This is a genomic window from Pseudomonas sp. 2hn, from assembly GCF_019646095.1.
GTDB classification, from domain to species: domain Bacteria; phylum Pseudomonadota; class Gammaproteobacteria; order Pseudomonadales; family Pseudomonadaceae; genus Aquipseudomonas; species Aquipseudomonas peradeniyensis.
Window position 1 is genome coordinate 4210358 of record NZ_CP081016.1, and the last position, 23148, is coordinate 4233505.

The following is a 23148-nucleotide window of genomic DNA, read 5'->3' on the forward strand; positions in this document are numbered from 1 at the left end:
TGTCGCGGCAACTGTAAATTTAGCCAGTAGTCTATACCCAAATGCGCCCCCTGGGCGCCGGATTCAAGCCCGACCTGTGAACGTTCATGTCAATGGACCGGGCAATTCGACCAATGGTCGAAAAATATTTGCGCAAACAGCCGGAAAAGCTGCGCCAGACTGTCGCAGTGACCGGTCGGTATCACTATACTGACTCCCCGTTTGCGCACCGCTTCAGTGCCTTCGGCTGGAGCGTGGCGACCCCTATCACTCTCCTATCAGAGCCAAGGTAACAATGAGCCTGTTTTCCGCTGTCGAGCTGGCACCCCGCGACCCTATCCTGGGCCTCAACGAAGCATTCAACGCCGACCCACGCACCGACAAGGTGAACCTGGGCGTGGGCGTGTACTGCAATGAGGAAGGCCGCATCCCGCTGCTGCGCGCGGTGATCGAGGCCGAGACTGCCCGTGCCGCCCAGCACGCTTCCCGCGGCTACCTGCCGATCGACGGCATCGCCCAGTACGACCAGGCCGTGCAGAAGCTGATCTTCGGCGCCGAGTCGCCGCTGCTGGCCGCCGGTCGCGTGGTCACCGTGCAGGCCGTGGGCGGCACCGGCGCGCTGAAGATCGGCGCCGACTTCCTCAAGCGCCTGCAGCCGGGTGCCGTGGTCGCAATCAGCGACCCGAGCTGGGAAAACCACCGCGCCCTGTTCGAGAGCGCCGGCTTCCCGGTACAGACCTACCGTTACTACGATGCCGCCAGCCACGACGTCAACCGCACCGGCATGCTCGAGGACCTGAACAAACTGCCGGCCGGCTCGGTCATCGTCCTGCACGCCTGCTGCCACAACCCGACCGGTGTCGACCTGTCGCTGGACGACTGGAAGAACGTCCTGGAAGTGGTCAAGGCCAAGGGCCACATCCCGTTCCTGGACATGGCCTACCAGGGCTTCGGTGCCGGCATCGACGAAGACGCCTTCGCCGTGCGCCTGTTCGCCGAATCGGGCCTTGAGTTCTTCGTTTCCAGCTCGTTCTCCAAGTCGTTCTCGCTGTACGGCGAGCGCGTCGGCGCGCTGTCGATCGTCACCGCCTCGAAAGACGAGAGCACCCGCGTGCTGTCGCAGGTCAAGCGTGTGATCCGCACCACCTACTCCAACCCGCCGACCCACGGCGCCAGCATCGTCGCCGCCGTGCTCAACAGCCCCGAGCTGCGCCAGATGTGGGAAACCGAGCTGGCCGAGATGCGCGAGCGCATCCATGGCATGCGCAAGCAGATGGTCGAGCTGCTGGCCGAATACGGCGCCAAGCGCGACTTCAGCTTCGTCGGTCGCCAGTGCGGCATGTTCTCCTACTCGGGCCTGACCGTGGAGCAAGTGGCGCGCCTGAAGAACGATTTCGGCATCTACGCCCTGGACACCGGCCGCATCGCGGTCGCCGCGCTGAACCAGAGCAACATTCACGTGGTCACCAAGGCCATCGTCGAAGTGCTGTAACTGCTTGATTGTCTTGGGGGAAGCTTGACTTCCCCCGGGCAGTCGGTAAGATAAGCGCAGATTCCGCGATAGCTCAGTCGGTAGAGCAAATGACTGTTAATCATTGGGTCCCTGGTTCGAGTCCAGGTCGCGGAGCCAAACACTGAAAACCTCCAGATGCGCAAGCACTGGAGGTTTTTTCTTTTCAGGATCTGCCGCTTGTTTTCCGACTGCCCTGGACTATCGTCTGCCTGCGCACCTCGCGCAGCAACGACAGGGAGTCAACATGGACACCGTTCGCAATGCCCAGCAAGCCGTGGAAGTGGTCGCCGATCAATCCATCCTCGCCGCGCAGCAGAAGACGTTCGCGGTAGGCGGCTGCATCATCGAGAATGCCACCGGCAAGGTGTTGAAGGCCATGCACAACAATGTGCTGATGCCCTACCCCGACAGCACCGCACAACCCCCGTTCCTGCCCCATGACCCGACAGCCCACGGCGAACGCCAACTGGTGCAGTGGTACTACGACAATCGCCAGGCCCTGAACCTGCCGCCGCCCAGCGCGCTCACCGTGGTGACCACCCTGGATCCCTGCGCGATGTGCGCAGGCTCGCTGCTGACCGCAGGCTTCAATGTGGCGGTCAGCGCCATAGACACCTATGCCGGGGTCAACTACAACAGCCAGTTCGACTTCCCGACCCTGCCGCCGGAAGTCCGCCAGAAAGCCCAGCAGACTTGGGGCTACTACGCGGTAGACAAGCCTATCGATCGGCAGTACCAAGGCTCGACAGGCCCCGTCTTTGCGAAGGAGACCATCGACGCGCGGGTATTCAGCCTGACCGGCTCGATCTTCGACGCCAGCGTCAACACGGTACGCGATGCGAGCAACAACAGTGGCCTGGCGCCTGACAAGCTGAAAAACCCGGCATCGCTGCCGGCCAACAGCGCGGTGCGCAAGGCATTGACCGAACTCAGCCCATGGGCATTGACGGTCAAGTTCGACGACCCGCGCATGCCAGGTGCTGCCTTGGCCAAGCCCCTGACGGAAACCGCGCGCCATGCCGATACGATGAATGCCGTGGCCTTGCTGGATCCGTTCGGTAACCTGCTGGCCTGCCTTGGCGGCCAGGAAAAGCAGTCGCCCATCCGCACGGCGTTCATGGAAACCACGCGCCGCTATGCCCTGATGCGCTGGCAGTTGATGAACAGCAACGACCCACAGGTCCGCGCCGAGGCGCAGCAATACCTCACCCATCCCAAGTACGGCACGTTCGTCTTCCTGTACATCCCCGATCCGCGCACCAGTGAGGCAGTGATGACCTTCGGTGCGTACGGCTCGACCATGGAGGGGCCTGTGCCGCAGTCGTTCCCGTCCAATCTGCAATACGTGCTGCTGCACCCGGGTGTGACGCCGCAGGCCGTGGCGCAGTTGGCGCAGAAGCTGCCGCCCTTCTACACCCAGAGCGTCCAGGTCGCCCCCAGCCAGGTGCTGGACGACGCCCTGATCCAGGCTGCGAAGGGCGCGCTGTAAGCCCCTCGGTCAATCATTGGGACAGGGGCTCGGTCACTGGCCGCCCCTCGTCCACCAGGCTCCAGACCAGCAACTTTGCTGGCTCGGTCTTGCTGGCATTGCGCGACACGCTGTGCACGGTGCCCGGCGCCTCGTACCAGAACTCGCCGGCCTTGTAGGTTTTCTCCGGTTCGTCATTGAGCTTGGAGGTCACCGCCCCGTCCAATACATAAGCCATGACCGCTCCCGGATGCTGGTGGGCGGGCGACGCCTGGCCGGGGCCATAGCTGACCGTGAGCATCACGGCTTTCTTGCCGGGGGCGTTGGTGGGGAGTTGCTCCTGGAGAATCTTGACCTGGTCGGGATTCTCGCCGTGGGCCCAGGTGGGTGACAACGGGGCGAGCAGGCCTAACGTCAGTAGGGCAATGGGCAGACGGATGGATCGCATGGGGTTTCTCCTGAGGGGTATCTGCCTGCAGGTTAAGCCCAGGGTGGTGAGGGGCAAATGGCCAATTCGCGGAAAAAACTGGAGGCCGATTGCCAGTTTATCGTTTTGGCCGTTGCCGTTGCCGTTGCCGTTGCCGTTGCCGTTGCCGTTGCCGTTGCCGTTGCCGTTGCCGTTGCCGTTGCCGTTGCCGTTGCCGTTGCCGTTGCCGATCAAAAGTTTAGCGCCATACCCAACTAGCGACAGCTACGTCAGCCCAGGCGCCGCCCGTACCTTCGCGACTTCAGGAGGCCGAACGCAGGCCTTGCGGAGGGAGGTGACGGGCATGGATGCCCGTCAAGCGCTGGGGCCCAGGATGGGCCCTACAGCGCGGTCCTCCCGGGAGCAAGGCCGGAGTGAGGGGACCCGGAGCGTAGCGCAGGGCCGGATGAATGGAGCGCAGCGTTTTTTGGTTACTTTTGTCCGGCCGGCGCTCCGGGCGTTTGACAAAAAGTGACTCGCCGGGGGGCGAAAGGGTGACTGTGCGTCATTATAGCTAATGAATGCGCTTACACCTGTAAAAACCCACGCCGTTCGCATTTGACTTTGACTTTGACTTTGACTTTGACTTTTAGAGTCATGTGTTTTGAAAGTTATATGCGCATTCATTTGCGATGGTGACGCAAAGTCACCTTTCCGCCCTTACGGCGGGTCCCTTTTTGAAGGATCAAAATCTATGGTCACCCCGTTTTCTGCAATACTGTTCATCAGATGAAATGGATGGCTTGCGTAAATCTATCCGGCGTCTGATGGGCTCGTATCCGCCCGCGCCACGATGAGCGTTCGCACCTGACAATCCTTAAAAAGTAAGCGGCTTCCAAGAGCCATTTTTGATCCCAGGATCATCGTCAGGCCGATCGGCCGTTTGTTTCATCTGTTGTACAGCTATCGCAAAACCTGATGGTGAAACACGGTGCAGCACTACGGGGTCAGGCGTTCATGGCGCCTGGCTCCGTTTTATATTGCGTGTGCCGAGTGGTAATGGCCCAAGCGATGCGTGCCAGTTTGTTGGCCAACGCGCAGGCCACCACGTTGGAGTGACGTCGAGCGAGCAGTGAGCGCACCCAATCGGCTAATGGGCCTTTCTGGTACTTCAAACGCATCAGGTAAACCCGTGCGCATTGCACCAGCAAGCGTCGAAGGTTCTTGTCGCCGCGCTTGCTAATCCCCAGCAAATTCTGTCTGCCACCGGTACTGTACTGACGGGGCACCAGACCTACAGAGGCCGCAAAGTCCCGGCTACTGCCGTATTGCTGGCCATCGCCCATTTCCACAGCCAGCAGGCTGGCGGTGATCGGTCCGACACACGGAATACTCAGCAAACGACTACCCAGATCATCGTCAGTCAGCTGGCTCACCAGCTCTTCGTCCAACAACTTGATCTGCTCGCTCAGGTAGACGAAATGCTCATGTAGCCGCTGCAACAATGCGACAAGACGTACAGGCAAGTCGTGCTCTTCAAGCACAGAAGCGAGGCGTTTGACCACTGCCAGTCCGGTCGGCAGGCTGACGCCGAATTCGAGCAGGAACCCATGCATCTGGTTCACCGTCTTGGTTCGGTCGCGGATCAATGATTCACGCATCCGATGAGAAACAGAGAGCGTTTGCTGCTCAGGCGATTTTGGCGTCACAAAGCGCATGGAAGGCCGGGAAGCAGCTTCGCAGATGGCTTGCGCATCAACGAAGTCGTTTTTGTTGCTCTTGACGAAAGGCTTAACAAACTGAGGCGAGATCAGCTTGGCTTCATGCCCCATCGCCGTGAGTTCTCGAGCCAGATAGTGCGAACCGGCACAGGCCTCCATCACCACCGTGCAGGGAGGATGATTGGCCAGAAACCGCATCATCTGCAGCCTTGAGCACTTCTTGCGCGATACCTCTTTGCCGAACTTGTCCTGGGCATGCAGGTGGAAGGTATGTTTGCCGATGTCGATGCCGATCAGTGTCACGGTGCTCATGATGACGGTCTCCGAAGAAAAAACACCCTGCGAAAGCGTACGCCTCGCAGGGTGCCGGGGTGACCATCTCATTAAGGAACCAAAAAATCCTCGCTCCATTCATCCGGCCCCTACGCTTCGCTCCGGGGTCCCCTCACTCCGGTCTTGCTCCCGGGAGGACCGCGCTGAACGCCCCATCCTGGGGCGCAGCGCTTGACGGGCATCCATGCCCGTCACCTCCCTCCGCAAGCCCTGCGTTCGGCCTCCTGAAGTCGCAATTGGCGGTGCCTGAACTATCGCGCGCTTAGAAGCAAGATCAAGATCAAGATCAAGATCAAGATCAAGATCAAGATCAAGATCAAGATCAAGATCAAGATCAAGATCAAGATCAAGATCAAGATCAAGATCAAGAAATATGAGTTGATTGCTGGGCTGTTGTATCTGTAATGAAACGGGGATTCAGAAACAGGTACTAGACACTACGCCCAATCGGATAAAACTCACCCCGACTCCAAACCCCAAGCCAAACTTCCCCATCAATCTCCCGCGCCACCGCCAGTTCCACCAACTGATAGAACACATTGCGATGAATCAACGCCTCCAGGTTCCCGCGCATAAGCACATAGGGAGAAGGCTCCTGGGTAACCGGATCAAGCTCGACCCGCAGAGGATTCTCAGGCCCAGCCTCGACCTGCTCGTCGACATTGCTGGTAAACCGCAACACCTGCTGCTCCCCACTGCCCTCGACATCCAGCAGCACGGCAACAAACGGCGCATCATCGACCCGGATCCCGACCTTCTCCACCGGCGTAACCAGGAAGTAATCATCCCCGTCACGCCGAATGATGGTAGAGAACAACCGCACCATCGGCTTGCGCCCGATCGGCGTCCCCAGGTAGTACCAGGTCCCGTCCCGGGCGATTCGCATGTCGATGTCACCGCAGAAATCCGGGTTCCACAGGTGCACCGGGGGCAGCCCCTTGTGCGCGGGGATCTGCGCCAGCAGATCGTTGGCCTTGCCGGAATCGCTCATGACACGCTCGCTCAGTTGCTCATGCCCAGAAGGCTACGAGCGTACTCGCGCATCGGCGCGGCAAGCAAATCCTGTGGCGTGTTGTCGTGGAACGTCAACAAACCGCCACGGCTCTTGATCCGCGCGGTGTCGATGAGGTAACGCGTGCTGGTCTCGATCAGCATCATCTGCACCACGCCACGGTCCCAGCCCAGGCGATCGACAGCCTGCTCGTCATACCACTCGTCACCGTTGCCGATACGGTCGTCGGTGCGGGCGAAACGGGTGTACAGCACATAGTCGGCACCTACCGCGCGGGCCTCGGCGATCGCGTCTTCCAGACCCAGCGGGCCCTGGGCGCGGCGCACCAGCGGGAAGTACTCGACGAAGCTCTTGAAGGCCTCCTCGGCTACCGCATTCTGCTGCGGCACCGGCCCCTTGCCCGGCGGCACGAAGGCGCCCTGGCCGATGAAGATGAACGAGTCCGGCTGCAGACGGATCGACAGGGTACGGGTGGTGTCACTGTGGTCCAGCAGGCCCGCATCACTCATGTGGTAACGGACGCCTTCGCCCATATCGCTGACATTCATGCAGCCGCCCAACGCCATCAGCGCCAGCAGCAAGACCAGGCTACGCATCTTTCCTCCAGAAACCGGTGACGAAAAACCGGCGAATAGCCGCAGGATGCAGCTTTTGCGCCAGAGTCAGCCGCCAATCACCTTCATCACCATCACATCGCCGGAAAACGCCACATCCTGCTTGTCCGCCAGGGCCTTGACCAGCAGCCGTTGCAGCGCCGGAAGCGCCTGATGGCGAGGCTTGTCGAGCAGGTCGCCGATAAAGTGACGGTTACTCGACGACAGACAGCCATGCAGCCAGCCGGTGGACGACAGGCGCAGGCGCGAACAAGTGCGGCAGAACGGCACGCTCTCGTTGGCGATCACGCCGAAATGGCCCTTGCCGGGAATGCGGTAGCGCAGGGCCGTGGCATCCAATGGGCGCGGCGCCTGCTCATAGCTGTACGACTGGCCGATCAGCGCCAGCAGTTGCTCAAGGCCGACGAACTGCTGCAGGAAGGCATTGCCGTCGCGCGCCAGGTGGCCCATGCGCATCAGCTCGATGAAGCGCAGCTCGTAGCCGCGCTCGAGGCAATAGTCGAGCAGCGGCAGCACCTGATCAAGGTTCTGCCCGCGCATGGGCACCATGTTGACCTTTATCGCCATGCCCGCGGCACTGGCCTGCTCCATGCCCGTCAGGACGCTGGCCAGGTCACCGCCCCGGGCGATCCGGCGGAAGGCACTGGCGTCGAGGGTATCGAGGGAAACGTTGAGCCGGCGGATGCCGGCATCACGCAGCAGCGGCAGCTTGCGGGTGAGCAACTGACCGTTGGTGGTCAGGCTGATGTCTTCCAGCCCCAGGCCCGCCACCGCGCCGAGAAAGGCTTGCAGTCGCGGGCTGACCAGCGGCTCGCCGCCGGTGATGCGCAGCCGCTCGACCCCGGCCGCCTCCACCAGGTAGGCCACGCCCCGAGCCAGGGCATCCGCCGTGAGCTCGTCCTGCGCCGCCACCAGGCGCTTGCCATCGGGCACGCAGTAGGTGCAGGCATAGTTGCAGGCAGCAGTCAGGCTGACGCGCAGGTTGCGAAAGCGCCTGCCTTGACGATCGACGATCATGGATGACTCCGGCGTGGAAGATTCTGGCGGGCAAAACCTGACTCAAAAATCAGGTTTTTGCAAGCCCTCCCGTCGAAGCCTGGATGCAACGCGCCCGCCGAAAACTCGGCGGGTGGGCATTGAACGGCTTTAGTTCGCGGCTTCCGGGTCGCGCTTGCGCTTGTTGCCCATGCGCACGCCGATGTCCATGAGGAACTGGAAGAAACCTTCCTGATCCTCGAGCACATTGCTCCAGAACGGCGAGTGGTACAGCGCCACCGCGCCGTGGACCAGCGCCCAGGCCGCGCAGTAGTGGAAGTACGGCGGCACGTCCTCGAGCTTGCCCTCGCTGATGCGCCCCTTGATCAGCTGGGTGAGGCGATCGAAGTTGGAGGCGCGGATGCTGTGCAGCTGCTCGACCATTTCCGGCACCTGATTGCCCTTGACCACCTTCTCTTCCAGGCGGTCGAACAGCCGGTAGCGCTGCGGGTCGCGCATGCGGAACTCGAAGTAGGCGCGCGACAGGGCTTCCTTGTCGCGGTCGACGTCAGCCGAATGCAACAGCTCATTCAGGTCACGCTCGTAGTCGAGCATCAGGCGCAGGTAGATCTCCGCCTTGGACTTGAAGTGCTTGTAGATCGTGCCTTTGCCGATACCGACGGCGTCGGCGATCATCTCGACGGTGACGCTGTCTTCACCCTGTTCGAGAAACAGCTTGAGCGCCGTGTCGAGGATCTCTTGTTCGCGACGGCGAAACTCACGGACCTTGCGAGGTTCTTTCTGCATAAAGAAGGACTGGGATGACAATCGAAGCGGATTATTATGCCTAACTGGCGGCAAATTGCACGGATCTTCCAACCATGTCTGTGTTTCTTGATGAGTTCGAGCAGGCGCCGGGCCTGTGCTACCTGAATCACGCGGCGATCGCCCCCTGGCCGCGCCGCACCGCCGAGGCCGTGGCGCGCTTCGCCCAGGATAATGTCCGCCTGGGGGCCCGCGAGTATCCCGCCTGGCTGGCCACCGAGCGCCGCCTGCGCGAACGCCTGGCACGCTTGCTGAATGCGCCCAGCACCGGCGATATCGCCCTGGTGGGCAACACCTCCCAGGCGCTGTCGCTGGTGGCCTTTGGCCTCGACTGGCGGCCCGGCGACCAGGTCGTCATCAGCGACGAGGAGTTCCCCTCCAACCGCGTGGTGTGGCAGGCCCTGTCCGATCGCGGGGTCGAGGTGTTCGAGGAAAGCCTTGTCGGCGCCGACCCGGAAGCGGCGCTGCTCGCCGCCTGCGGCCCGCGAACGCGCTTGCTGTCGGTCAGCGCCGTGCAGTTCGCCAGCGGCCTGCGCCTGGACCTGGCACGCCTGGGCACCGCCTGTCGCCAGCGCGGCGTGCTGTTCTGCGTCGACGCGATCCAGCAGGTCGGCGCCCTGCCCTTCGATGTGCAGCACTACCAATGCGACTTCGCCATGGCCGACGGCCACAAGTGGATGCTCGGCCCCGAGGGGTTGGGGGTGTTCTATTGCCGTAGCGAGCTGCGTCGGCAGTTGAAGCTGCATGCCTATGGCTGGCATATGCTCGAACATCTTGGCGACTTCGAACGCCGCCAGTGGCAACCGGCGCGCAGTGCGCGGCGCTTCGAGTGCGGCAGCCCGAACATGCTCGGCGCCTGCGCGCTGGAGGCCAGCCTGTCGCTGCTGGAGGATGTCGGCATGACGGTGGTCGCCGTACAGCTGGAGCAGCGGGTCGAGCAGCTGCATCGAGGGCTGACGGCCATCCCTGGTGCGCAGTTGCACAGCCCGGGCGATCCTTCACGGCGGGCCGGCATCGTCAGTTTCAGCCTGGACGGCCATGCCAACGCCGACATTTATCGAGCCCTGAGCAGTAACGGAGTGATGTGCGCCGTACGCGGCCCTGGGGTAAGGTTTTCCCCACATTTCTATACCGACCGCCGCCTGATCGACGAAGTACTGCGACAGGTCCGGCAAATCGCCATGCATTGAGCGCGCAAGGGGCTGCAGACGTATTCCAAATCTGTTTAAAAAACGATCAATCACCGCTGGCGGGGCGGCAATCCTGGCCAATACTTGAAGTGTTGGCGCGGCGCATCCCCCCAAGTGGCGCGCCGATAAAGGTGCCCAGGGACCGTGTGCCTTTGTTTTACTCCTAATGGTCTTAACCCGGATTCCCCCCCCAGAACCCGGGTTTTTTTTGTCCGGTTCGGGGTGCGTCGGGAGGCGGTTTCAGGTTTACCTGGGCCAACGCTATCGCGGGGCAAGCCCGCTCCCGCGAATGCGATCATTGCGTGGGAGCGGGCTGGCCCCGCGATAGTGTCAGCACAACGACTTCAGATCACCCTTGCCAGCGGGAAAAGTCGCTTGAAGTTGCTGGTCGTCTGCTCGGCCAGTTGCTCGTAACTCACCCCACGCAACGACGCCACATACTCGGCCACTTCCCGCACGTACTGCGGCAGGTTCGGCTTGCCGCGATGCGGGATCGGCGCCAGGTACGGCGAGTCGGTCTCCACCAGCAGGCGATCCACCGGCAACTGCCGGGCCACTTCGCGCAGGGCGTCGGCATTGCGGAAGGTGACGATGCCGGACAGCGAGATGTAGTAGCCCAGGTCCAGCGCGGCCTTGGCCATCGGCCAGTCCTCGGTGAAGCAGTGCAGCACCCCGGCCTGGGGCAGGTTGGCCTCGCGCAGCAGCGCCAGGGTGTCCTCGCGGGCCGCCCGGGTGTGCACGATGACTGGCTTGCCGGTCTGCCGCGAGGCCTCCAGGTGCAGGCGGAACGAGGCCTGCTGCAGCTCGGCGGCCTCCGGCTCGTAGTGGTAGTCCAGCCCGGTCTCGCCGATGGCCACCACATGCGGATGGGCCAGTTCGCGCAACAGCCACTCCAGCGCCGGCGTCTCGCCGGGCGCCAGGTCGAGCGGGTGCACGCCCACCGAGCAGTCCACGTCGGCATAGCGCTCGCTCAGCGCCTTGACCGCACCAGCGTTCTCGGCGCTCACGCCGATGCACAGGAAGTGCCCTACCCCGCGTTCACGGGCCGCCTGCAGGGCGGCGTCGAGAGAGCCTTGGTGGGCGCTCAGGTCGAGACGGTCGAGGTGGCAATGGGAATCTACGAGCATGGGAACACGACACACATGAATGAACGGTGGAAATCAGCGCATGCCCGGCAGCTGCACCCAGTGGGCGAGCAAGGCTTCGAGCAGCAGTACACGGTTGAGGTTGGCCTTGCCCAGCACCTTCTGGCGCTGCTCGAGGATCCACGCCTGGACCTCCAGCACCTTGCCCTGGCGGCTTTTCTGCGCCAGGTACTGCAGCACCTTGCGCATGTCGGCCAAGCCTAATCCTTCCTCATCCTGGGTCAACTGGTAGCGCAGGATCAGGTGCGACCAGTCGCAGAACCAGTCGAACAGCAGCAGCAACGGCACGCTGTTCCAGGCCTCGGCCAGTTGGCTGGGCGACTGCTGTTGCTTGAGCAGCTTCTTCACCCCCTCGGTCACCAGCGCCCGCTGCTCGCGCACGCCCTGGGTCTGCAGGCTCAAGGCCATCAGCGGTGAACCGGCGGCCAGGGTCAGCAGCTCCTCGCGCTCTTCCTCACCGCTGTCGACAAGGGCGCCGGCCAGCCAGGCGCGGCTCTGCTCCAGGCTCGGCTGCGGGCAGGCGACTTGCTGACAGCGGCTCTTGATGGTCGGCAGCAGGCGGCTGGGCTGGTGGCTGACCAGCAGCAGCACGGTATCGCCGGAAGGCTCCTCCAGGCTCTTGAGCAGGGCGTTGGAGGCATTGATGTTCATCGCCTCCACCGGCTCGATCAACACCACCTTGCGCCCGCCCTGCTGGGCAGTCTGCACCACGAACGACACTAGATCACGCACCTGGTCGATCTTGATCGGCTTGTCGGCCTCTTCCGGCTCCAGGACGAAGTTGTCCGGGTGGCTGCCGGCCTTGAGCAACAGGCACGACTTGCACTGGCCGCAGGCATCCAGGCCCTGCGGCTGCTGGCACAGCAGCCGTGCCATCAGACGCTCGGCCAGGGCGCGCTTGCCGATGCCCTGGGGGCCATGCAGCAAGTAGGCATGGGCATGCTGGGCGCGCCCGGCCAGTTGTTGCCAGAGCACCTGCTGCCAGGGGTAGGCATCAGCCATACAGACCTCTCTCAGCGTTACGAATGTGCCCACGCAGGCAGGCTCGAATCTTTGCAATCATGCGGCCCGGCAAACTAAAATCGCCCTTAAATCGCGCATTCTAACGCTTCCGCCTGCTCAAACATACCGGAGACCCCGTGAGGACAATCATCGGCCTGGCCGCCCCCGCCCGATCAGGCAAGGACACTGTTGCCGCCATCCTGCTCAATAATCCAGGTGTCGCAGCCTATGCCTTGGCCGATCCGCTGAAAATGGGCTGCCAGGTGCTGTGGGGACTGACGGACGAGCAAGCATGGTCCGACGCCCTGAAAGAACAGACGATCCCTTTGTGGGGGCGCTCTCCCCGTGAGCTCTTCCAACAAGTGGGCACAGAATGGATGCGTGAGTTCAATGCCGATCACTGGCTGAAGCGAGCGGAACTGGCGATCAACCCGCCGATTGAATCATCTGAGCCGGCCAACATTACGACGCTTGAGAGCATTGACGCCCCCTTCAGACTGGCAGCACAGGCGTTTTTCGGCTTCACCAGTGCCCAGGTGTGGGACGAGCAATGCTCGATCCAGCTCGACGCCTATTGGGGTGTGCGCCCGCAAGAAATCGTCGAGCTGCTATCCCGGAAGGCTCACTTGCTATACCCGGGCTACTCAAGTAAACGCGCTACCCTGCCCACAGTGGCACCACGTCCGCTTGCGCCCCTACCGGCCCACGTCCATACCATCATCATCAAGGATATTCGCTTCGAGAACGAAGCCAGTTACCTGCGTAGCCATAACGGCAAAATATGGCACATCAAACGCCCGAATTCTCAGCTGGTGAATCCACACAGCTCGGAGTCAGGAATCGCGCAACAGCCGGGGGATACGACGATCATGAACGACTCCACGCTCCAGGCCTTGGCGAATCGAGTAGCCGACGCCTGGCAGGAGATCCGGCCAACGCACTGACGGAACAGGCTTGAATCAATGCGTCACTGTGGCGATGACGTCAGCGGCAACCTGTGGACTCACATGAGCTCGCTCCAGCGCCGCAGCCATTAAGCGCTCGATCTTTTCCAGATCGGAAAAATTACCGTTCTCCAAGTAGTTAGTGACTATATTCAGATAATAAATGGCTTGGTCTTCATCCAATAGCAGCGCATCGACAAGGGCAATGTGGGCGTCTGTCTTACTGCAGTTACCCATCGCTACTTGGGTACCCAAGGCCATCAGGGCGAGACGCAGGTTTCCTGCGTTGCTGGCAAGTGCCAGTGCGCGCCCCTGAAAACGGATAGTCAGCACTGCGACCTTGTCAAGCTTGCAGGTTCTTATAACTGCATCGCCTTCGTCAGTCACCTTGCTATAAATCCAATCATCACCCCGTTCGATATGATCCGAGTATCTCTGCGAGTAAGGATAGAACCATAGCAGTTGCCTGCCATCGGGGTAGTCGTCAGAGACCACGTAACCCTGCCGATCACGCATAGGATCAAAGCTCTTCTTGAAGGCGTTACAGGCCTTGCACGTGAGGATCAGGTTGTAAGGCTCGAAGGTGAATTGCCCATAGCCAAAGGTATGTTGCCGGTCACCAAACGCATTACTCTTTCCTTTCGCTTGCGTGCATTCGCTTGATGCGGATTTCGGTAGAATATGATCCAACTCTCGATGCCCAACCTCATCTCTGTCGATGGGTACCTGGCAATAAGCACAACGATACCCCTGCAAAGTGAGCAACCTCGAACGCAGATTACCGACATCCGTATTGATGGACCACGCCCTCCCTGCAACACCATGCGCCCGAACAGCGGTTAGCAGAGGCAGATCCTGTTCTTCAAAATCCAATGTTTCGAACAGCTCCATCTCAGGACTCCTGCTGACCTGAAAAACGCTGCAGGATGCTGGTAATCACATTACGCATCGGGTCGTGCATGGGCAGCGTCTCCCGCCCCTCAGACAATTCCTTTCTGATGACTTCGATTTCACGTTGCGTCACTGGTTTCTTTTCCCTGATCAACGACAGCGCGATATCTGCCGTGGCAGTGAATCCAGGCGCACGCGTCGAATCGATACCGAAAATATTCTCGTAGACATCTGAGGCACTCCACCCGAACGTACTCTCCATGGCTTCACTTCGGATTTCGAGCACGCCATCATCCAAACTCATTCCGGACCTCAGCGCGACGACGCTACCCCACTCAGGATCAACCCCCGACGCAACTAGGGGTGAATGGGTAGCAATGACAGCCTGTACCTCCCCGCACTCTCGGAAGATGCTGTTAAGCATGGAGGTATATTGTTGTTGCCATTTGGGATGAAGACTATTCTCAGGCTCGTCCACCAGCACCAGGCTGCCTGGCCGTAGCTCTGCACATAACCCGGCGAAACCTGCCAGCCACCCCCACTGTCCAGAGCTCAAATCTTGCCCTTTCAGTTTGAGCGCCTCGTCCTTTTCCTCGTCACCGCTATTCTCTGCGACGTCGGTCAAACGAAAGAAAGAGGTACCTGCCGTATCGAGAAAACCGGCTTTCAACAGAACCAGCCATTCGCCGACACCCCATCCGTATGCATCCCAGTAAGATGGCGCAACAGAAAGCTCACCATCCAACAGGGTCAGCACCGGCAAAGCGTGACTCTTGTTGATCCCCGTCAGCAGTTTGTATATGACAAGGTAATCAAGAGCCATGAACCTGCCATAGGCTCGCTCGACAGTTTCGTCCCAGCCCCTCGCCGACTGTGCCTCGGCGAATCGAGCCAGTAATTGGCTCGCTCGCTTTTCGACGTCTTCCCTGACCATGTGCTGCTTGTCAATCGGCGTGTTGAGCCACAACTTGTGATCGTCAGCCGTAGCCTTGGAGAGCTTCAGCCGAATATCCATACGAGCGCGTAACCCTAAATGTGAAAACACCCGCTCCAACAAGTGGCCACGTTGGCGGACGGCCTCAATATTATTGAGTAACGCGGCAATGAGCGCCCGCTCGCTTTGCGCTGTCCCTGCCATCCCGTTAGTCGCCCTGGCGCCGAAGTATAGAAGCGGTACACCTAGGGACTCCTTCAGCACGCCAAAGAAACTATTACTGCTCGCCCTCGGAAAACGGTCAAGCGGCGTCCCAGAAAGACACACCACGCAACTTGGCCTACCCCCACCCTCTACCTCGATCAGTCGGCCACCTGTACGGGCCCCACTTTGTCCCAAGGCGACATCCAGCAAGGCTCGCAGCACGTAACTCTTGCGAACACCATTCTGGCCGACCATTACCGTAATCCAGGTGGATGGCTGCGACTCCCCTTCGAGCAATCGCACGACCGCACAGCTTTTCTTCTCGTTTACCGTGATTTTCCTGAACATCTGCATCGTCCTTGATGGTCGAAGGGCCTAGCCCTGTGCTACCGGCCACTTTCCGGAGCCGGCTCAGAGGTAGTGCCAGCCCCCTCGAGTCTTTGACTGGATGTAGGTGGGTCTGCCACCTGCGGATCAAGCTCTGCAGGGGAACCTTGATGCTCATCCACACTGGGCTCGATCCTCGGCGCTGGGCTGGAACGGTAATCCGCCCGCCGCTTGAGCTGGAACTCGCGCACCGCGCTGTTGTGATCGTCCAGGTCGTCGGAGAACACATGACTGCCGTCGCCACGGGCGACGAAGTACAGGCTCGAGCCGTCGCTGGGGTTGAGCGCGGCGTGGATCGCCTCGCGCCCGACCATGGCGATCGGCGTCGGCGGCAGGCCGGTCATGGTGTAGGTGTTGTAGGGAGTCGGCTCGCGCAGGTCGGCGCGGGTGATCTTGCCGTTGTAGCGCTCGCCCATGCCGTAGATCACGGTCGGGTCGGTCTGCAGCATCATGCCCAGGCGCATGCGCCGCACGAACACGCCGGCGATCTGCCCGCGTTCCTGGGGAATGCCGGTTTCCTTCTCCACCAGCGAGGCCATGATCAGCGCCTGGTAAGGGTCGCGATACGGCAGGTCGGTGCTGCGCTCGGCCCACTCCTTGGCCAGCACTTCGTCCAGGCGCATGTAGGCCTGCTGCAGCAGCTCGACGTCGCTCATGCCGCGCACGAAGCGATAGGTGTCGGGGAAGAAGCGGCCTTCGGGGAACACGCCGGTATGGCCGAGCCTGTCCATCACCTCGGTATCGGACAAGCCTTCGAGGGTGTGCTTGAGCTTTTCATGCTTGGCTACCGCGGCACGCACCTGGCGGAAGGTCCAGCCCTCGACCAGGGTGATGTTGTACTGCACCACGTCGCCGCGCTTCCAGGCGTCGAACAGCTGCCCCACGGTCATGCCCGGGGTCACGCGGTATTCGCCGGTATGCAGCGGCGTGCCCGCCATGTTGAAGCGCCAGTAAAGGCGCAGCCACAGCGGGTCGTCGAGCAGGCCTTCGCTCTGCATGCGATAAAACATACGATTGGGCGTCGTGCCGCTGGGCACGTCGAGCAGGCGCTCCTGCGCCACTTGCAGGGGCTGCTCCAGGACCGAGTTGACCTTCCAGGCGGCCCAGCCCAGTGCCAGGCCGGCGAGGATCAAGCTCATTTCCAGCAGCAGCAGGAATTTGCGTCTCACGAATCAGGTATCCAGTAACGTACGGGCAACGGCCTGCAGTTTACGGGTGAGCGGCCCTGCCGGCCAGTTCAGCGCGGCGAATTCACGCACGGGCCAGATGCCGTAGACACTGTTGCAGACGAACACTTCGTCGGCCTGCTCCAGCACCTCCAGCGGCAAGTCCCGCACCTGGGTGGGAATGCCCAGCAACGCCGCCTGCTCCAGCAACGTCGCGCGCATCACCCCGGCAACGCCGCAGCGGCTCAGCTCGGCGGTCAGCAGCACGCCGTCACGCACCAGGAACAGGTTGCTGTACACCCCTTCGATCACCCGACCTTGGCCGTCACGCATCAAGCCTTCGGCAAACGCCGGATCCTGCCATTCGGCGCGGGCCAGCACCTGCTCGAGGCGGTTGAGGTGTTTGAGCCCGGCCAGCAGCGGTTGTTCCGCCAGCCGCGTCTGGCAGGCGTACAGGCGCACGCCCTGTTCGGCGTGTTCGGCGGGATAGGCCGGCAAGGGGCTGCCCTGGAGGATGCGCCGCGCCTGGGCGCCAGCCACCGGAGCATAGCCGCGCTGGCTGTCGCCGCGGGTCAGGATCAGCTTGGCGACGCCCTCGCCCAGCAGCTGGGCGAATTGCAACAGTTCATTGCGAACCAGCGTCAGGTCGGCCTCGATCGCCAGGCGCTGGCAACCCAGCGCCAGGCGGTCGAGGTGCGGGGCCAGCAGGCTGGGCCTGCCGCCGCGCACGGCGATGGTCTCGAACAGGCCATCGCCGTAGGCCAGGCCGCGGTTCTGCAGATTGACCGCAGCCGCGTCCTGGCCATCGATCCAGCTGTGCATCAGTCGGCGAACCGACGGAATACCAGCGAACCGTTGGTGCCACCGAAACCGAACGAGTTGGACAGCACCACGTCGATCGGCATGCTGCGCGCCTGGTGCGGCACGAAGTCCAGGTCGCAACCTTCGTCGGGCTCATCCAGGTTGATGGTCGGCGGCGCCATCTGGCTGTTTATCGCCAGAACGCTGAAGATCGCCTCGACCGCGCCGGCGGCGCCGAGCAGATGGCCGGTCATCGACTTGGTCGAGCTGACTGCCAGCTTGTAGGCGTGCTCGCCGAACACACGCTTGATCGCGGCCACTTCGGCGATGTCGCCGGCCGGCGTCGAGGTACCGTGGGCGTTGATGTAGCTGACGTCCTCAGGCTGGATGCCGGCATCGCGCAGGGCGTTGGCCATGCAGCGGGCGGCGCCTTCGCCGGAATCGGGCGGCGAGGTCATGTGGTAGGCGTCGCCGCTCATGCCGAAACCGACCAGCTCGGCATAGATGGTGGCGCCACGGGCCTTGGCGTGCTCCAGCTCTTCGAGCACCAGGGCGCCGGCGCCGTCGGACAGCACGAAGCCGTCACGGCCCTTGTCCCACGGACGGCTGGCACGGGCCGGCTCGTCGTTGCGGGTCGACAGCGCGCGGGACGCGCCGAAGCCGCCCATGCCCAGGCCGCAGGCGGCCATTTCGGCACCGCCGGCGATCATCACGTCGGCTTCACCGTAGGCGATGTTGCGCGCGGCCATGCCGATGCAGTGGGTGCCGGTGGTGCAGGCGGTGGCGATCGCGTAGTTCGGCCCTTGCAGACCCAGGTGGATCGACAGGAAGCCGGAGATCATGTTGATGATCGAGCCCGGCACGAAGAATGGCGAAATCCGGCGCGGCCCCTGCTCGTGCAGGGTCTTGCTGGTCTCTTCGATGTTGGTCAGGCCACCGATGCCCGAGCCCATGGCCACGCCGATGCGCTCGCGGTTGGCGTCGGTGATTTCCAGGCCGGCGTTGCGCACCGCCTGGAAGCCGGCCGCCAGGCCGTACTGGATGAACAGATCGAGCTTGCGGGCCTCCTTGGCCGACAGGTACTGCTCGACTTCGAAGCCCTTTACCGAGCCGCCAAAACGGGTGGAGTAGGCAGACAGATCCGTATGCTCGATCGGACCGATGCCACTGCGGCCAGCCAGAATGCCCTGCCAGGTGCTCGGTACATCGGTACCCAGTGGCGACAGCATACCCATACCAGTGACCACGACGCGTCTACGCGACACAGTACTCTCCTCATTTCCAAATTACAGAGTCTCTTGCCAGTGCACTGGCGCGGCCAATGGCCTGGCAACAGACTCCGCTGATTGCAGGGCTTGCAAAGAAAAAACCGCACGCCGGCGACGGCAGTGCGGTTTTTCCCGACAAGTAGCGTCGACTGAAACGTCTTAGGCCTGGTGGGCGTTGACGTAGTCGATGGCAGCTTGAACGGTAGTGATCTTCTCGGCTTCTTCGTCAGGGATTTCGGTCTCGAATTCCTCTTCCAGAGCCATCACCAGCTCAACGGTGTCAAGCGAATCGGCACCCAGGTCCTCAACGAAGGAAGAGGTGTTCTTCACTTCATCTTCCTTGACGCCCAGTTGCTCGGCGACGATTTTCTTGACGCGTTCTTCGATGGTGCTCATACCTAGTTTTCACTCCTAATGGACATATGTCAGGCAGCTGGCCGGTGACCAAGTTTATAGGAAGACGCCTGCTTTTCAAGCGTAACGCGCCTTCCACCAGGCCACCGGGCCCTCTGCCCGGAATCTGGTTGCAGCTTTATAACGGATTTTAGGCTCGCAGTATGACTCTTTTTTGAAGCAATCCGTCACATTGAGTTGCGGTTTTTACATGTACATCCCGCCGTTCACCGGCACGGTGGCGCCGGTGACATAGGCTGCGCCGTCGGAAGCCAGGAAGGAAACCACTTTCGCGATCTCCTCGGCCTGGCCCAGGCGGCCCAGCGGAATCTCTTTCAGCATGGCCTCGCGCTGCGCTTCGGCCAGCTCGCGGGTCATGTCGGTGTCGATGAAGCCCGGGGTCACCGAGTTGACGGTGATGCCACGCGAGCCCACTTCACGGGCCAGGGCACGGCTGAAGCCTTCCAGACCGGCCTTGGCGGCCGCGTAGTTGGCCTGGCCGGCGTTGCCCATGGCACCCACTACCGAGCCGATGCTGATGATACGACCCCAGCGGGCCTTGGTCATGCCGCGCAGCACGCCCTTGGACAGACGGTAGAGACTGTTGAGGTTGGTGTCGATCACATCGAACCACTCGTCGTCCTTCATCCGCAGCATCAGATTGTCGCGGGTGATGCCGGCGTTGTTGACCAGGATGGCCGGTGCACCGAACTGCTCGCCGATGGCGCCCAGCACCGCGTCCACGGACTCGGCGCTGGTGACGTTCAGCTCAAGGCCGGTGCCGTTGATGCCGTGCTCTTTCAGAGTGGCGGCAATACGCTCGGCGCCCGACGCGGTGGTGGCGGTACCGATCACGGTCGCGCCCTGACGGCCCAGCTCGAGGGCGATGGCCTGGCCGATACCACGGCTGGCGCCGGTGACCAGTGCAACTTTACCTTGCAGGCTCATGCAAGCTTCTCCGAATTCAGGCCAGCGCCGCACGGGTGGCGGCGACGGCGTCTGGGGTGTTGAGGTTGTAGGTGGTCACGCCGTCGGCGCAACGCTTGTTCAGGCCGGCCAGGACCTTGCCCGGGCCGCATTCGACCAGGTTCACCGCGCCGCGCTCGGCCAGGGCCTGCACGCACTCTACCCAGCGTACCGGCTGGTACAGCTGAGCCAGCAGGTCTTGCTTGAGAGCGTCGAGGTCGGCGGCGATGGCGGCGGTGACGTTCTGCACCACCGGGATCTGCGGGGCCTTCCATTCGATGGCGTTGACCGACTCGGCGAACCGCTCGGCGGCCGGCTTCATCAGCGCGCAGTGCGACGGCACGCTGACCGCCAACGGCAGGGCGCGCTTGGCACCGGCCTCTTTGCACAGCTCCATGGCGCGATCCACCGCCGCCTTGTTGCCGGCGATGACCACCTGGCCAGGGGAGTTGAAGTTCACCGCGCTGACCACTTGGTCTTCGGCGGCCTTGGCGCAGATCTCGACCACGACCGCGTCGTCCAGGCCGAGGATCGCGGCCATCGCGCCGTGGCCGGCCGGCACAGCCTCCTGCATCAGCTGACCGCGGCGCTCGACAAGGCGCACGGCGTCTTTCAGCGACAGGCTGCCAGCGGCGACCAGGGCGCTGTATTCACCCAGGCTGTGACCGGAGACGTACGCAGGCTGCGCGCCACCCTCTTCCAGCCACAGGCGCCACAGGGCGATCGAGGCGGTCAGGATGGCCGGCTGGGTCTTGTCGGTCTGGTTGAGTTGTTCTTCCGGGCCTTCCTGGACCAGCTTCCACAGGTCGTAGCCCAGGGCCTCGGACGCTTCCTTGAAGGTCTCGACGATTACCGGTTTTTCGGCGCCCAGCTCTTTGAGCATGCCCAGCGACTGGGAACCTTGACCAGGAAAGACGAATGCGAGGGATGCAGACATTGAACAAGCCCTTATGATCTTGTCGTCGGATAGGGTGCGCCGGGCCGTGGGCCGGGCGCGCAATCTGAAAGCTTGGATGGATACACAGACCAAGCGGTCACATTTAAGCACTTCATCGGCGATATGCCTAAGGTCTTTGTTTGCCTGTGCCGGCCCTTTCGCGGGTAAACCCGCTCCCACAGGATTGCCACAGGCCTGAAGGTTGCAGGGTACCTGTGGGAGCGGATTTATCCGCGAAGAGGTCGGCACAGGCTACGGCAGCAAGTCCTCCAGACGCCCATGCAGGCGCTGCGGCAGGTTCTCCTGGATCTCGATCAGCGCCCGCTGGATCGCGCTCTGCAAGCCCTGCACGCCCGCCGAACCATGGCTCTTGATGACGATGCCCTGCAACCCCAGGAAGCTTGCGCCATTGTGTCGCGCCGGCGCCAGGTCGGCCTGCAGGCGCTTGAGCAACGGCATGGCCATGGCCCCCGCCGCCCGCGCCAGCAGCCCGCCACGGAACAACGCCTCGATGCGCGCACCGATCATGGTCGCCAGGCCTTCGCTGGACTTGAGCAGGATATTGCCGACGAAACCGTCGCACACCACCACGTCCGCCTCGCCACGGTACAGCCCGTCTCCCTCGACGAAGCCGATGTAGTTCAGGCCCCGGGCGTTCTGCAGCAGACTGGCGGCCAACTTGACCTGCTGGTTGCCCTTGATGTCCTCGGTGCCGATATTGAGCAGCGCCACCCGCGGCCGGTGCACGCCCAGGGCTTGGGCAGCCACCGAGCCCATCACGGCGAACTGGTAGAGGTTTTCCGCGCTGCAATCGACATTGGCGCCGAGGTCGAGTAGCTGACAATAGCCGGCCTGGGTCGGAATCGCCGCCACCATCGCCGGGCGATCGATGCCGGGCAGGGTCTTGAGCACCAGGCGCGACAGGGCCATGAGCGCACCGGTATTGCCGGCGCTCACGCAGGCCTGGGCCTTGCCATCACGCACCAGTTCGAGGGCGACGCGCATCGACGAGTCCGGCTTGCCCCGCAACGCCTGCGATGGCCGCTCGTCCATGCCGATCACTTCGCTGGCCGCGACAATCTGCAGGCGCGCGCGATCCGCAGCCGCAAGGCCGCTGACGAGATCTTCAAGGAGGGAGGGTTGACCGACGAGGGTCAGGTGCAGCGAGGGGGTAGCCGAAAGGCAGGCAATGCTAGCCTGGACAATGTTGCGGGGACCGAAGTCCCCGCCCATTGCGTCAATCGCGATGATCTGAGCGGACAAGGATTACTCGTCGGCGCCCTTGTCGATCACTTTGCGACCACGGTATACGCCTTCTGGCGATACGTGGTGACGCAGGTGTACTTCACCGGTGCTCTTCTCTACCGACAGAGCTTCTGCCGACAGGGCGTCGTGCGAACGGCGCATGTCACGGGCAGAGCGGGATTTTTTGTTCTGCTGAACAGCCATAATTGATTAACTCCTAAACGTTTGGGTCACGCTTTAACTGCGCCAATACACTGAACGGGTTGGACCGCGATACCTCGTCCTTGCTCGGCTCGGGCTCATCGAGTCCCGCCGGCTGCTGGCATTCTTCCGGATGATGAGCAGGCACGATCGGCAGGGCGAGCAACAGCTCTTCCTCGACCAACGCCTGCAGATCCAAAGGATCTTCGCCCAGTTCCAGCACGTCATAGCCTTTCGGCAACGACTGGGTGTTCGCACCCTCCTTCACCACGGCGTATGTGCATTCGCTGTGAATCGGCAGGGTGACCAGCTCAAGACAACGCTGGCAAACCATCTTGACTTCGACGTCCAGCGCGCTGTGGATAACCACCACGTGCTGTTCATCTCGTTCAAAATCGAACTTCGCCTGCACCGTACCGACATTGTCGGAAAGCGGGTCGCAGAGTCTTTCCAAATCAGCGAGTTGCAGCGAACCTTCGAGGGTTACGCCACGATCAGCCAATTTGCGCGGGTCAACGTGAGGTGGAATCGGGTCATTCAACATAGGCGCAGCATTCTAGGGATGCACCCCCTCCCTGTCAAAGGAAATTAGGTGTCATCTCGCATGTTAGAATTCGGGGTAATTGCC

Annotated in this window: 24 protein-coding genes and 1 tRNA gene; 6 read left to right on the forward strand and 19 right to left on the reverse strand. The window is 62.0% G+C overall.

The genetic code is table 11. The features are described from left to right. The first annotated feature begins 274 nt into the window (after positions 1-274). The 3 genes from K2O50_RS18965 to K2O50_RS18975 all read left to right on the forward strand — a co-directional run bounded on the left by K2O50_RS18965 (position 275) and on the right by K2O50_RS18975 (position 2981). Positions 275-1471: an amino acid aminotransferase gene (locus tag K2O50_RS18965; RefSeq protein WP_050704718.1), complete on the forward strand. Its 1197-nt coding sequence runs from the start codon at positions 275-277 to the stop codon at positions 1469-1471. A 62-nt stretch (positions 1472-1533) separates the two neighbouring features. Then, positions 1534-1609, forward strand: a tRNA-Asn gene (locus tag K2O50_RS18970). A 127-nt stretch (positions 1610-1736) separates the two neighbouring features. Continuing rightward, positions 1737-2981, forward strand: a complete 1245-nt coding sequence (locus K2O50_RS18975) for a cytosine deaminase (protein ID WP_050704717.1) — start codon at positions 1737-1739, stop codon at positions 2979-2981. A gap of 13 nt (positions 2982-2994) precedes the next feature. On the opposite strand, the gene K2O50_RS18980 is transcribed toward K2O50_RS18975, so the two are convergent. Continuing rightward, entirely contained in the window at positions 2995-3408 is a 414-nt protein-coding gene (locus tag K2O50_RS18980; RefSeq protein WP_050704716.1) for a cupin domain-containing protein, read from the reverse strand. A gap of 57 nt (positions 3409-3465) precedes the next feature. Here K2O50_RS18980 and K2O50_RS18985 point away from each other — a divergent pair, with 57 nt between their 5' ends. Continuing rightward, positions 3466-3645 (forward strand): hypothetical protein, encoded by a 180-nt coding sequence (locus K2O50_RS18985; protein ID WP_220689928.1) that lies wholly within the window; start codon positions 3466-3468, stop codon positions 3643-3645. A gap of 728 nt (positions 3646-4373) precedes the next feature. Here the strand turns inward: K2O50_RS18985 and K2O50_RS18990 are convergent. The 5 genes from K2O50_RS18990 to K2O50_RS19010 all read right to left on the reverse strand — a co-directional run bounded on the left by K2O50_RS18990 (position 4374) and on the right by K2O50_RS19010 (position 8828). Next, positions 4374-5399 carry an IS110 family transposase gene (locus tag K2O50_RS18990; protein ID WP_050707629.1) on the reverse strand — a complete coding sequence of 342 codons (1026 nt, stop codon included), beginning with the start codon at positions 5397-5399 and terminating at the stop codon, positions 4374-4376. 451 nt (positions 5400-5850) lie between these two features. Continuing rightward, on the reverse strand, positions 5851-6411 hold the full coding sequence (locus tag K2O50_RS18995) for a DUF1285 domain-containing protein (RefSeq protein ID WP_050704714.1): 561 nt from the start codon (positions 6409-6411) through the stop codon (positions 5851-5853). A gap of 11 nt (positions 6412-6422) precedes the next feature. Further along, the gene (locus K2O50_RS19000) at positions 6423-7028 is read right to left on the reverse strand and encodes a DUF4823 domain-containing protein (RefSeq protein ID WP_050704713.1); all 606 of its coding nucleotides are present in this window, start codon (positions 7026-7028) and stop codon (positions 6423-6425) included. 66 nt (positions 7029-7094) lie between these two features. Then, entirely contained in the window at positions 7095-8063 is a 969-nt protein-coding gene (locus K2O50_RS19005; protein WP_050704712.1) for a GTP 3',8-cyclase MoaA, read from the reverse strand. Between the two features lie 129 nt (positions 8064-8192). Continuing rightward, positions 8193-8828 carry a TetR/AcrR family transcriptional regulator gene (locus tag K2O50_RS19010; RefSeq protein WP_011532895.1) on the reverse strand — a complete coding sequence of 212 codons (636 nt, stop codon included), beginning with the start codon at positions 8826-8828 and terminating at the stop codon, positions 8193-8195. Positions 8829-8902: 74 nt separating this feature from the next. Between K2O50_RS19010 and K2O50_RS19015 the strand changes: the two genes are divergently transcribed. After that, on the forward strand, positions 8903-10036 hold the full coding sequence (locus tag K2O50_RS19015; protein WP_050704711.1) for an aminotransferase class V-fold PLP-dependent enzyme: 1134 nt from the start codon (positions 8903-8905) through the stop codon (positions 10034-10036). Positions 10037-10380: 344 nt separating this feature from the next. Here K2O50_RS19015 and K2O50_RS19020 read toward each other — a convergent pair whose 3' ends face one another. Both K2O50_RS19020 and K2O50_RS19025 read right to left on the reverse strand, forming a co-directional pair. After that, complete coding sequence (locus tag K2O50_RS19020; RefSeq protein WP_050704710.1) at positions 10381-11163, reverse strand: TatD family hydrolase; 783 nt, start codon at positions 11161-11163, stop codon at positions 10381-10383. Positions 11164-11196: 33 nt separating this feature from the next. Beyond that, a complete protein-coding gene (locus tag K2O50_RS19025) occupies positions 11197-12183 on the reverse strand; it encodes a DNA polymerase III subunit delta' (RefSeq protein ID WP_050704709.1) in 987 nt (328 codons plus the stop codon). Between the two features lie 137 nt (positions 12184-12320). Here K2O50_RS19025 and K2O50_RS19030 point away from each other — a divergent pair, with 137 nt between their 5' ends. Next, positions 12321-13127, forward strand: coding sequence for a deoxynucleotide monophosphate kinase (locus tag K2O50_RS19030; RefSeq protein WP_052896366.1), 807 nt, complete (start codon positions 12321-12323; stop codon positions 13125-13127). A 15-nt stretch (positions 13128-13142) separates the two neighbouring features. Here the strand turns inward: K2O50_RS19030 and K2O50_RS19035 are convergent, their stop codons facing one another. The 11 genes from K2O50_RS19035 to K2O50_RS19085 all read right to left on the reverse strand — a co-directional run bounded on the left by K2O50_RS19035 (position 13143) and on the right by K2O50_RS19085 (position 23064). Further along, a complete protein-coding gene (locus K2O50_RS19035; protein ID WP_050704708.1) occupies positions 13143-14018 on the reverse strand; it encodes an HNH endonuclease in 876 nt (291 codons plus the stop codon). A gap of 1 nt (position 14019) precedes the next feature. Further along, positions 14020-15504: an AAA family ATPase gene (locus tag K2O50_RS19040; protein ID WP_050704707.1), complete on the reverse strand. Its 1485-nt coding sequence runs from the start codon at positions 15502-15504 to the stop codon at positions 14020-14022. Between the two features lie 38 nt (positions 15505-15542). Then, positions 15543-16712 (reverse strand): endolytic transglycosylase MltG, encoded by a 1170-nt coding sequence (gene mltG, locus K2O50_RS19045; RefSeq protein ID WP_050704706.1) that lies wholly within the window; start codon positions 16710-16712, stop codon positions 15543-15545. Between the two features lie 3 nt (positions 16713-16715). Next, positions 16716-17531 carry an aminodeoxychorismate lyase gene (gene pabC, locus K2O50_RS19050; RefSeq protein ID WP_050704705.1) on the reverse strand — a complete coding sequence of 272 codons (816 nt, stop codon included), beginning with the start codon at positions 17529-17531 and terminating at the stop codon, positions 16716-16718. Next, entirely contained in the window at positions 17531-18775 is a 1245-nt protein-coding gene (fabF, locus tag K2O50_RS19055; protein ID WP_050704704.1) for a beta-ketoacyl-ACP synthase II, read from the reverse strand. The genes pabC and fabF overlap by 1 nt, the downstream gene beginning before the upstream one ends. Positions 18776-18937: 162 nt before the next feature. After that, complete coding sequence (gene acpP, locus K2O50_RS19060; RefSeq protein WP_028690990.1) at positions 18938-19174, reverse strand: acyl carrier protein; 237 nt, start codon at positions 19172-19174, stop codon at positions 18938-18940. 204 nt (positions 19175-19378) lie between these two features. Then, positions 19379-20119, reverse strand: a complete 741-nt coding sequence (fabG, locus tag K2O50_RS19065) for a 3-oxoacyl-ACP reductase FabG (RefSeq protein WP_050704703.1) — start codon at positions 20117-20119, stop codon at positions 19379-19381. A 16-nt stretch (positions 20120-20135) separates the two neighbouring features. Next, the gene (fabD, locus tag K2O50_RS19070) at positions 20136-21074 is read right to left on the reverse strand and encodes an ACP S-malonyltransferase (protein WP_050704702.1); all 939 of its coding nucleotides are present in this window, start codon (positions 21072-21074) and stop codon (positions 20136-20138) included. 252 nt (positions 21075-21326) lie between these two features. Continuing rightward, the gene (gene plsX / locus K2O50_RS19075) at positions 21327-22337 is read right to left on the reverse strand and encodes a phosphate acyltransferase PlsX (protein ID WP_082337679.1); all 1011 of its coding nucleotides are present in this window, start codon (positions 22335-22337) and stop codon (positions 21327-21329) included. Between the two features lie 3 nt (positions 22338-22340). Continuing rightward, entirely contained in the window at positions 22341-22523 is a 183-nt protein-coding gene (rpmF, locus tag K2O50_RS19080) for a 50S ribosomal protein L32 (RefSeq protein WP_028690987.1), read from the reverse strand. A gap of 13 nt (positions 22524-22536) precedes the next feature. Further along, complete coding sequence (locus K2O50_RS19085) at positions 22537-23064, reverse strand: YceD family protein (RefSeq protein WP_023630499.1); 528 nt, start codon at positions 23062-23064, stop codon at positions 22537-22539. Positions 23065-23148 lie beyond the last annotated feature (84 nt).

Bases quoted from the DNA above. Each gene is read 5' to 3' on its own strand.
- K2O50_RS18965 (WP_050704718.1), top strand. From the start codon at position 275: ATGAGCCTGTTTTCCGCTGTCGAGCTGGCACCCCGCGACCCTATCCTG.
- K2O50_RS18975 (WP_050704717.1), top strand. From the start codon at position 1,737: ATGGACACCGTTCGCAATGCCCAGCAAGCCGTGGAAGTGGTCGCCGAT.
- K2O50_RS18980 (WP_050704716.1), bottom strand. From the start codon at position 3,408: ATGCGATCCATCCGTCTGCCCATTGCCCTACTGACGTTAGGCCTGCTC.
- K2O50_RS18985 (WP_220689928.1), top strand. From the start codon at position 3,466: ATGGCCAATTCGCGGAAAAAACTGGAGGCCGATTGCCAGTTTATCGTT.
- K2O50_RS18990 (WP_050707629.1), bottom strand. From the start codon at position 5,399: ATGAGCACCGTGACACTGATCGGCATCGACATCGGCAAACATACCTTC.
- K2O50_RS18995 (WP_050704714.1), bottom strand. From the start codon at position 6,411: ATGAGCGATTCCGGCAAGGCCAACGATCTGCTGGCGCAGATCCCCGCG.
- K2O50_RS19000 (WP_050704713.1), bottom strand. From the start codon at position 7,028: ATGCGTAGCCTGGTCTTGCTGCTGGCGCTGATGGCGTTGGGCGGCTGC.
- K2O50_RS19005 (WP_050704712.1), bottom strand. From the start codon at position 8,063: ATGATCGTCGATCGTCAAGGCAGGCGCTTTCGCAACCTGCGCGTCAGC.
- K2O50_RS19010 (WP_011532895.1), bottom strand. From the start codon at position 8,828: ATGCAGAAAGAACCTCGCAAGGTCCGTGAGTTTCGCCGTCGCGAACAA.
- K2O50_RS19015 (WP_050704711.1), top strand. From the start codon at position 8,903: ATGTCTGTGTTTCTTGATGAGTTCGAGCAGGCGCCGGGCCTGTGCTAC.
- K2O50_RS19020 (WP_050704710.1), bottom strand. From the start codon at position 11,163: ATGCTCGTAGATTCCCATTGCCACCTCGACCGTCTCGACCTGAGCGCC.
- K2O50_RS19025 (WP_050704709.1), bottom strand. From the start codon at position 12,183: ATGGCTGATGCCTACCCCTGGCAGCAGGTGCTCTGGCAACAACTGGCC.
- K2O50_RS19035 (WP_050704708.1), bottom strand. From the start codon at position 14,018: ATGGAGCTGTTCGAAACATTGGATTTTGAAGAACAGGATCTGCCTCTG.
- K2O50_RS19040 (WP_050704707.1), bottom strand. From the start codon at position 15,504: ATGTTCAGGAAAATCACGGTAAACGAGAAGAAAAGCTGTGCGGTCGTG.
- pabC (WP_050704705.1), bottom strand. From the start codon at position 17,531: ATGCACAGCTGGATCGATGGCCAGGACGCGGCTGCGGTCAATCTGCAG.
- acpP (WP_028690990.1), bottom strand. From the start codon at position 19,174: ATGAGCACCATCGAAGAACGCGTCAAGAAAATCGTCGCCGAGCAACTG.
- fabG (WP_050704703.1), bottom strand. From the start codon at position 20,119: ATGAGCCTGCAAGGTAAAGTTGCACTGGTCACCGGCGCCAGCCGTGGT.
- fabD (WP_050704702.1), bottom strand. From the start codon at position 21,074: ATGTCTGCATCCCTCGCATTCGTCTTTCCTGGTCAAGGTTCCCAGTCG.
- rpmF (WP_028690987.1), bottom strand. From the start codon at position 22,523: ATGGCTGTTCAGCAGAACAAAAAATCCCGCTCTGCCCGTGACATGCGC.
- K2O50_RS19085 (WP_023630499.1), bottom strand. From the start codon at position 23,064: ATGTTGAATGACCCGATTCCACCTCACGTTGACCCGCGCAAATTGGCT.